This window comes from Immundisolibacter sp. (assembly GCF_041601295.1).
GTDB lineage: Bacteria > Pseudomonadota > Gammaproteobacteria > Immundisolibacterales > Immundisolibacteraceae > Immundisolibacter.
The window spans coordinates 1-7,504 of sequence record NZ_JBFIII010000117.1; the positions used below are offsets into that span (position 1 = coordinate 1).

At 65.1% G+C, this 7,504-nt stretch carries 9 protein-coding genes; 8 read left to right on the forward strand and 1 reads right to left on the reverse strand.

Annotated features, from left to right (window positions below; all coding sequences use genetic code 11):
• Positions 1–419 precede the first annotated feature (419 nt).
• From ABZF37_RS12680 to ispF, 6 genes are read left to right on the forward strand one after another with little or no spacing between them, the layout of a single operon-like run.
• Positions 420–2,069, forward strand: a complete 1,650-nt coding sequence (locus ABZF37_RS12680) for a CTP synthase (protein ID WP_372720477.1) — start codon at positions 420–422, stop codon at positions 2,067–2,069.
• Entirely contained in the window at positions 2,066–2,920 is an 855-nt protein-coding gene (kdsA, locus tag ABZF37_RS12685) for a 3-deoxy-8-phosphooctulonate synthase (RefSeq protein ID WP_372720479.1), read from the forward strand. The genes ABZF37_RS12680 and kdsA overlap by 4 nt, the downstream gene beginning before the upstream one ends.
• Before the next feature lie 6 nt (positions 2,921–2,926).
• The gene (gene eno / locus ABZF37_RS12690; protein ID WP_372720481.1) at positions 2,927–4,222 is read left to right on the forward strand and encodes a phosphopyruvate hydratase; all 1,296 of its coding nucleotides are present in this window, start codon (positions 2,927–2,929) and stop codon (positions 4,220–4,222) included.
• Between the two features lie 3 nt (positions 4,223–4,225).
• Complete coding sequence (locus ABZF37_RS12695) at positions 4,226–4,495, forward strand: septum formation initiator family protein (protein ID WP_372720483.1); 270 nt, start codon at positions 4,226–4,228, stop codon at positions 4,493–4,495.
• A 7-nt stretch (positions 4,496–4,502) separates the two neighbouring features.
• Positions 4,503–5,243, forward strand: a complete 741-nt coding sequence (gene ispD / locus ABZF37_RS12700) for a 2-C-methyl-D-erythritol 4-phosphate cytidylyltransferase (RefSeq protein ID WP_372720485.1) — start codon at positions 4,503–4,505, stop codon at positions 5,241–5,243.
• Entirely contained in the window at positions 5,243–5,716 is a 474-nt protein-coding gene (gene ispF / locus ABZF37_RS12705; protein WP_372720487.1) for a 2-C-methyl-D-erythritol 2,4-cyclodiphosphate synthase, read from the forward strand. Before ispD ends, ispF begins: the two co-directional genes overlap by 1 nt.
• Before the next feature lie 170 nt (positions 5,717–5,886).
• Here ispF and ABZF37_RS12710 read toward each other — a convergent pair whose 3' ends face one another.
• On the reverse strand, positions 5,887–6,309 hold the full coding sequence (locus tag ABZF37_RS12710) for a type IV pilin protein (RefSeq protein ID WP_372720488.1): 423 nt from the start codon (positions 6,307–6,309) through the stop codon (positions 5,887–5,889).
• Positions 6,310–6,443: 134 nt separating this feature from the next.
• Here ABZF37_RS12710 and ABZF37_RS12715 point away from each other — a divergent pair, with 134 nt between their 5' ends.
• Together ABZF37_RS12715 and ABZF37_RS12720 are read left to right on the forward strand one after the other, a co-directional pair.
• On the forward strand, positions 6,444–6,971 hold the full coding sequence (locus tag ABZF37_RS12715) for a GspH/FimT family pseudopilin (protein WP_372720490.1): 528 nt from the start codon (positions 6,444–6,446) through the stop codon (positions 6,969–6,971).
• Positions 6,968–7,504: PilW family protein (locus ABZF37_RS12720; RefSeq protein ID WP_372720492.1), on the forward strand; the 537-nt coding region annotated here is incomplete at its 3' end. The genes ABZF37_RS12715 and ABZF37_RS12720, both read left to right, overlap by 4 nt.

Consider the following 7,504-nt stretch of genomic DNA (forward strand, 5'->3'; position numbering starts at 1 on the left):
AAGCAATTCAGGCGGCGCCGACTGTCCGCCTAGCAGCCTGTCGGACTTGGGCGATCGTAGCGAGCATGGTGGGAGAACGAGGACAAATTTTCACGATTTTGACGCGCATGGTGGTTCCATGTAAGGAAAAATCGGGGAAATTTGGACCGTCCTCCCTCCTGCGCAGTAGATCAGCCCCAAATCCGACAGGCTGCGAGTACCTCAAGCTATAAGTTTGCGTACATGCCGAGACACGCATCCGCGCGCCGAGTGCGCGAAGCGAACCACAGCAATAGCCACAGCTATTGCGAGGATGAGCGACAAAGCACCCGGTGATGCGGGGCCGGTCGAACATAGCGAAATTTATAGATTGAGGTACCAGGCTGCATCTGGTACTTTTTGCGCGCCTCATTCCGCTTTATCAGACACTCCAAGAGCGCATGCCGAAATACATTTTCGTTACCGGTGGCGTGGTCTCTTCGCTGGGTAAGGGCATCGCTGCCGCGTCGATCGGCGCGCTGCTGGAGTCCCGAGGACTGAAGGTCACCTTCCTCAAACTCGACCCTTACCTGAACGTTGATCCGGGCACCATGAGTCCGTTTCAGCACGGCGAGGTCTATGTCACCGCCGACGGCGCGGAGACCGACCTCGATCTGGGACATTACGAGCGCTTTGCGCGCATGCCCATGCGCCGCCCCAACAATTTCACCGCCGGCCAGGTATACGAGCGGGTGCTGCGCAAGGAGCGCCGCGGCGAGTACCTGGGCCGCACGGTGCAGGTGATCCCGCACGTCACCGACGAGATCAAGCGCTGCATTGTCGAGGGTGCCGGCGACGCCGACGTGGCCCTGGTGGAGATCGGCGGCACAGTCGGCGACATCGAGTCGCTGCCGTTTCTGGAAGCCATTCGTCAGATGGGGCTGGAGCGGACACACGCGGACGTGCTCTACATGCATCTGACCCTGGTGCCGTATCTGCGCGCCAGTGGCGAGATCAAGACCAAGCCCACGCAGCATTCGGTGAAGGAACTTCAGGCCATCGGTATCCGGCCGGATGCGCTGCTGTGCCGCACCGAGCAACCACTGCCGGAAGAGGAGCGGCGCAAGATCGCCATGTTCACCAACGTGCCGCGCGAGGCTGTCATCTCGGCCGAGGACCTGGACAACATCTACAAGATTCCGCGTCACTATCACGATCAGGGCCTGGACGATTTCGTGGCCCGCAGGCTGGATCTGCCGGTGGGCACCTCACGCCTGGAATCCTGGGATCGCTACATCCACGATTTCGAACACCCGACGGCGGCGGTGGACATCGCGCTGGTCGGCAAGTACATCGATCTGGCCGATTCGTACAAGTCGCTGAACGAGGCGCTGGACCACGCCGCCGCCCACACCCGCACCCGCGTCAAGGTGCACTACATCGACGCCGAGTCCCTGCAGAACGACGGCGTCGGTTGCCTGGCCGGCATGGACGCCATCCTGGTGCCGGGCGGCTTTGGCGAGCGGGGCATCGAGGGCAAGGTCGCTGCCGTGCGATTTGCCCGCGAGCGCGGCATTCCGTACCTGGGTATCTGCCTGGGCTTACAGGTGGCGGTGATCGAATTTGCCCGCAATGTGGCCGGCCTGCATGCCGCCCACAGCACTGAGTTCGACTCGGCCACATCCGAGCCGGTGGTGGCGCTGATCACCGAGTGGCTGGACGAAAGCGGCCGACGCGAGCAGCGGGCGACCGGCAGCGATCTGGGCGGTAGCATGCGTCTGGGTGGCCAGACCTGCATCCTGAACGACGACACGTTGGCACGGCGAATCTACGGCGAGGAGCGGATTGTCGAGCGCCATCGGCATCGTTATGAAGTGAACCCGCGCTTCCTGTCGCAAATGCAGGGCGCGGGCCTGCTGGTATCGGGTCGCTCCGAGCAGGACGGGCTGGTGGAGGTGATCGAGCTGCCGGATCACCCGTGGTTCGTAGGCTGCCAGTTCCATCCGGAATTCACGTCCAACCCACGCGACGGCCATCCCCTGTTCAGCAGCTTCGTCGAGGCCGCGCGCATCCATAACGTCGCTCACACGCCGCAGCCGGCTCCGGCATGAAGCTGTGTGGTTTTGAAGCCGGCCTGACGCAACCCCTGTTTCTGATTGCCGGCCCTTGCGTGGCGGAAAGCCGGCAGCTGGCTCTGGATACCGCGGCGACGCTCAAGGATATCTGCACGCGCCTGGGCCTGCCGTTTATCTTCAAGGCCTCGTTCGACAAGGCCAATCGCAGTTCCGGAACGACCTTTCGCGGCCCTGGCCGGGACGCAGGTCTGGCCATCCTGGCCGAGGTGCGCGAAACCCTGGGCGTGCCGGTACTGACTGACGTCCACACGCCCGACGACGTGCAGGCTGAGGCGCAGGTAGTGGACGTACTACAGACGCCGGCCTTCCTGTGCCGACAGACGGACCTGATCGAAGCGGCTGCCGCCAGCGGCAAGCCAGTCAATATCAAGAAAGGCCAGTTTCTGGCGCCGGGCGACATGACCCAGGTGGTCGCCAAGGCGAACGCCGCCGGTGGTACGGGCCAAATACTGGTGTGCGAGCGCGGTGTGTCCTTCGGTTACAACAATCTGGTGGTCGACATGCGCGGGCTGGCGGCGATGCGCGCCACCGGCTGCCCGGTGGTGTTCGACGCCACGCATTCGGTGCAGCTGCCGGGCGGCCAGGGTGACCGATCGGGAGGCCAGCGTGAATTCGTGCCGGTACTGGCGCGGGCAGCGGTGGCGGCCGGCGTCGCCGGCCTTTTCATGGAAACTCACCCAAATCCCGCGCAGGCCTTGTCGGACGGGCCAAACGCCTGGCCGCTTGATCGTATGGAGGCGCTGCTGAAAACGCTGGTCGGCCTGGATCGAATGGTCAAGGCGGCCGGTTTTGCGGAGCAGACGCTGATGCACACAACCGAGACCTGAGGCCCGATGAGCAGGATTGTCGACCTGAAAGCCCGCGAGATTCTGGACTCGCGCGGCTTCCCCACGATAGAGGTGGATGTACTGACCGACGGCGGCCAACTGGGCCGCGCGGCAGTGCCGTCGGGCGCTTCGACCGGCTCGCGCGAGGCCCTGGAACTGCGCGACGCGGATGCCGGCCGCTACGGTGGCAAGGGCGTGCGCAAGGCAGTCGACAACGTAGTGCACGAAATCCTGCCTGCGGTACGCGGCCTGGACCCCACCGATCAGCGCGGCCTGGATGACGTGCTGCTCAAGCTCGACGGTACCGTTAACAAAGCGCGTCTGGGCGCCAACGCCATGTTGGCGGTGTCATTGGCGGCCGCCCACGCGGCGGCGGCAGTACATAAACAGCCCCTGTACCGGCATATCAATACGCTGTGCGGCGGCCTCGACATGAGCCTGCCAGTACCGATGATGAACATCCTGAATGGCGGCGCCCATGCCGACAACAGCGTGGATCTGCAGGAATTCATGGTCAGTCCGAGCGGCCTGCCGAGTTTTTCGGAAGCCGTGCGCTGCGGGGCGGAGATTTTTCACGCCCTGAAGCGCCTGCTGCGCGCACGCGGGCTCAATACCGCGGTGGGCGACGAGGGCGGCTTTGCGCCGGACCTTGCGTCGAACGAGGAAGCGCTCAAGATCGTGCTGGAGAGCATCGGCAGTGCCGGTTACGCCGCAGGCGACCAGGTGTTGCTGGCACTTGACGTGGCCAGCACCGAGTTCTACAAGGATGGGCTTTATGCGCTGGAGTCCGAGGGGCGTCGCTTGGGTTCATCCGAGTTCGTGGATTACCTGGCCGATCTGGCCGGCCGCTATCCGGTGATTTCCATCGAGGACGGCCTGGCCGAGGACGACTGGGATGGCTGGAAGCTGCTGACCGACCGCCTTGGCAAAACCGTACAGCTGGTCGGCGACGACCTGTTCGTGACCAACCCCGCCACCCTGCAAAAGGGCATTACCGCCGGGGTGGCCAATTCCATTCTGATCAAGGTCAACCAGATCGGCACGCTGTCGGAAACCCTGGACGCGGTGCTCCTGGCGCGCAAGGCCGGCTACACGGCGGTGATCTCGCACCGCTCGGGCGAGACCGAGGACACCACCATTGCCGACATCGCCGTCGGCAGCGGCGCCGGGCAGATCAAGACCGGCTCCCTGTCGCGTTCGGACCGGGTAGCCAAGTACAACCGCCTGCTGCGCATCGAGCAGGAACTTGGCGCCGCCGCCCGTTACCCGGGCGCGGCCGTGTTCGCCACACTGGCGCGCTGATCCGTGCGCGCCGTGCTGCTCGCGCTGGTGCTGGTCCTGATCGGGCTGCAATACCGCTTGCTGCTGGCGCCCGGCAACCTGTTTTCGGTCCAGGCGACACAGGCCAGGGTGGAGCGCGCACAGGACGCCGTTGACCTGCTGGCCGAGCGCAACGATCAACTCACCGCCGAGGTGCAGGACCTGCGCACCGGTCTTGCCGCGGTGGAAGACCGCGCCCGTTCCGAGCTGGGCATGATCAGGTCGGGCGAGACCTTTATCCGCGTTATTGAATAGCCGGCTGGTGGTTGACCGCCCGCTGATCGCCGACCACTGGGCCATCGTTCCGGCCGCCGGCGTGGGCGCGCGCATGGGGGGCGAGCGGCCCAAGCAATATTTATCGCTGGCCGGACGGCCAATCCTGCTGCACACCCTGGAACGCCTGGCACAGCATCCGCGCGTGGCCGGGCTGGTGCTGGTGCTGCATGCGGATGATGCTCACTGGCCGCTGCCGGGGTTCAGCTGCGCCAAGCCCCTGCATCACGTGGTGGGCGGGGCCAGCCGCGCCGCGTCGGTGCTGGTGGCGCTCGACCTGCTGGCCGGTCAATTGCCCGCCGACGCGCCGCTGCTGGTGCACGATGCGGTACGCCCACTGCTGCACGCGAGCGATCTGGACCGCCTGTGTGCGCTGCCGCTCGACGATCATGGCTGCCTGCTGGCAACACCGGTCGCCGACACCGTCAAGCGCGCGGATACCGACGGTCGGGTGCTCGCCACGCTTGCCCGGGAAGGTCTCTACACCGTCCAGACACCGCAGCGGTTTCGTTTGGGGCTGCTGCGCGGCGCGCTACAGGCAGCGCTTGCGTCTGGCCAGGCGCCCGGCGACGAAGCGCAAGCTGTCGAGCTGGCCGGCTTTGGCCCCAGACTGGTGCCCGGCCGACGCGACAACATCAAGATCACCACGCCGCAGGATTTGCCACTCGCCGAGTGTCTGTTGGCGGCACAAAGTGCCGGCGGCGACCATGACGACGCGGACACGGCCTGATGCGCATCGGCCACGGCTACGATCTGCATGCGCTGGCGCCGGGCCGGCGCCTGGTACTGGGCGGTGTCGAAATACCCCACAGCCACGGCCCGCTGGCCCATTCGGATGGTGATGTGCTGCTGCACGCACTCGCCGACGCGCTGCTGGGCGCCGCGGCGCTGGGCGATATCGGCGAGCATTTTCCGGACACCGACCCGGCCTTTGCCGGCGCCGACAGCCGCGTTTTGTTGCAACGCGTCGTCGCGCTGGTGCGCGCGGCCGGCTACGCGGTGGCCAACGTTGACGCCACCGTATTGGCGCAGCAACCAAAGCTCGCCCCGCATCGCGATGCCATGCGCGCCAACATCGCCGCGGACCTGGGCATCGCCAGCGACGCGGTCAGCGTCAAGGCCACCACCACCGAACAACTGGGCCCGGTCGGTCGCGGCGAGGCGATCGCCGCCCATGCGGTCTGCCTGCTGATGCGCGCCTGAGTGGCCACCGCGCTGGCGGTGCGCGGCCTGGAGTTGCGCGGGCGTGCCGGGGTAACAGGCGCCCCGTTTGCGTGGCGTCCGGTGGGGTGACGCGGATAGCGGTATTTACGGTGGGATGCAGATCCCGTCGCAAAGACTCGCCGAGCACTAGAAGCCGAACATCCGGCCGCTTACTTCCAGCACTCGGCCGTGGCGTAACTGCCACCAACGCTCCCATTGGGGTTTTTCTGGTCGATGGCGAACGTGCCGCAGCGGTCGCCGGCCTGCGGCGTACCCGCCAAGGGCGCCGCGGTCATGCGGTAGCTGGTAGCGGCGGCCGACGTGATGGCCAGGCGGTAGTAACCATTCCTGGATGTAGTCGGCCAGTTCAACCCGGCAGATCCCAGGGTCACCGTGTAGCTGGGTCGGCTCGCCCGCCACTTCTCCTGCTGCAACTGCAAGGCGACCAGGGCCTGCTTGGCATCAGACCGGCGGGCCTTGCGGCCATATTCCTGGTAAGCCGGCACGGCAATCGCAGCCAGAATCGAGATCAGCGCCACCACCACCATCAGTTCAATCAGCGTAAAACCCAGTGTGCGTTTGTTTCTGTACATGACTTTTCACCCAAGTTTCCGACCAACGGTTTATAAAAGCCGACAAACGGTATCAACCGACCTGTCCACGCGCCGATACCTAGCCATAGAATCGGCCACAAGCCAAGGGAGTTTAGGTGGTGGCGAGACGAAACATGGGATTTACCCTCATCGAAATGCTGGTCGCGGTCGCGATCATCGGCATTCTGGCGGCCATCGCGGTGCCCTCCTTCACCAAAATGCTGGAGCGCAACCGGCTCAAGGGCTCGGCCGAGGGGCTGTTCAACGACCTGCAACTGACCCGTACCGAGGCCATCAAGCGTAACCGGCAGGTTGCGCTGCGGTTCTCGACCGCCGGGCCCAGCACCACCTGGTGCTATGGCCTGCGCATCAACGACGGCGTGGACTGCGACTGCACCGTGACTGACGCCAGCGCCGCCAATGCCTGCCAGATCGACGGCCTGCTCAAGGTGACGCCCAGCACCGATTACGCGGGCGTCTCCATGCAGAACAACTTCGCCGCTGCGCGCACCGTGTTCGAGCCACGCCGGGGCGGATCCAATTTCGCGGGCACCACATTTTTGCGGCTGGGTGTCGACGAGTTGCGGGTCATCGTCAGCATTCCGGGGCGGGTAAAAATCTGCTCCGCCACTGGCACACCGGGGTACGCAGCATGTCCATGAACCGGCGCAATCGCGGGCGCGACCGCGGCTTTACCCTGATCGAGCTGATGGTCACCCTGGTGCTGGGCCTGATCGTGGTCGGCGGCGTGATGGCGGTTTTCATCAGCACCTACCAGAGCAACGCCCAGAACATCAAGATGGTGCGCCTGAACGAGGAAATGCGCGCCGTCATGTCCATGATGTCGCGCGATCTTCGGCGTGCTGGAGCGCGCGATATGGCCTGGCAGCCGTCCCTGCTCGGTTCGGCCAACCCATTCGCCAACAACGTCAACTGGGTGGTTGCCAAGTACGGCACCGAGGCCCCCCGATCCTGCGTCACCTTTGCTTATGACAGCGATGGGAGCGATACCCTGACCGATGCCGACCGCTTCGGCTATCGCCTGAATGCCGGTGCCATCGAACTGCGCCAGGCCGGCGCCGCCTGCACCGCCGGCGGCTGGCAGAACATCACCGACGAGAACGTACTGAGGGTTCTGGATTTCACGGTCAGCACCACACTCGAGTACGCCACCACCCTCACCGGCGTGCAGCTG

What these genes read in the sequence shown, in the direction of transcription:
- eno (WP_372720481.1), top strand. Translation starts at nt 2,927, where the DNA reads ATGAGCAGGATTGTCGACCTGAAAGCCCGCGAGATTCTGGACTCGCGC.
- ABZF37_RS12710 (WP_372720488.1), bottom strand. Translation starts at nt 6,309, where the DNA reads ATGTACAGAAACAAACGCACACTGGGTTTTACGCTGATTGAACTGATG.
- ispF (WP_372720487.1), top strand. Translation starts at nt 5,243, where the DNA reads ATGCGCATCGGCCACGGCTACGATCTGCATGCGCTGGCGCCGGGCCGG.
- ABZF37_RS12715 (WP_372720490.1), top strand. Translation starts at nt 6,444, where the DNA reads ATGGGATTTACCCTCATCGAAATGCTGGTCGCGGTCGCGATCATCGGC.
- ABZF37_RS12680 (WP_372720477.1), top strand. Translation starts at nt 420, where the DNA reads ATGCCGAAATACATTTTCGTTACCGGTGGCGTGGTCTCTTCGCTGGGT.
- kdsA (WP_372720479.1), top strand. Translation starts at nt 2,066, where the DNA reads ATGAAGCTGTGTGGTTTTGAAGCCGGCCTGACGCAACCCCTGTTTCTG.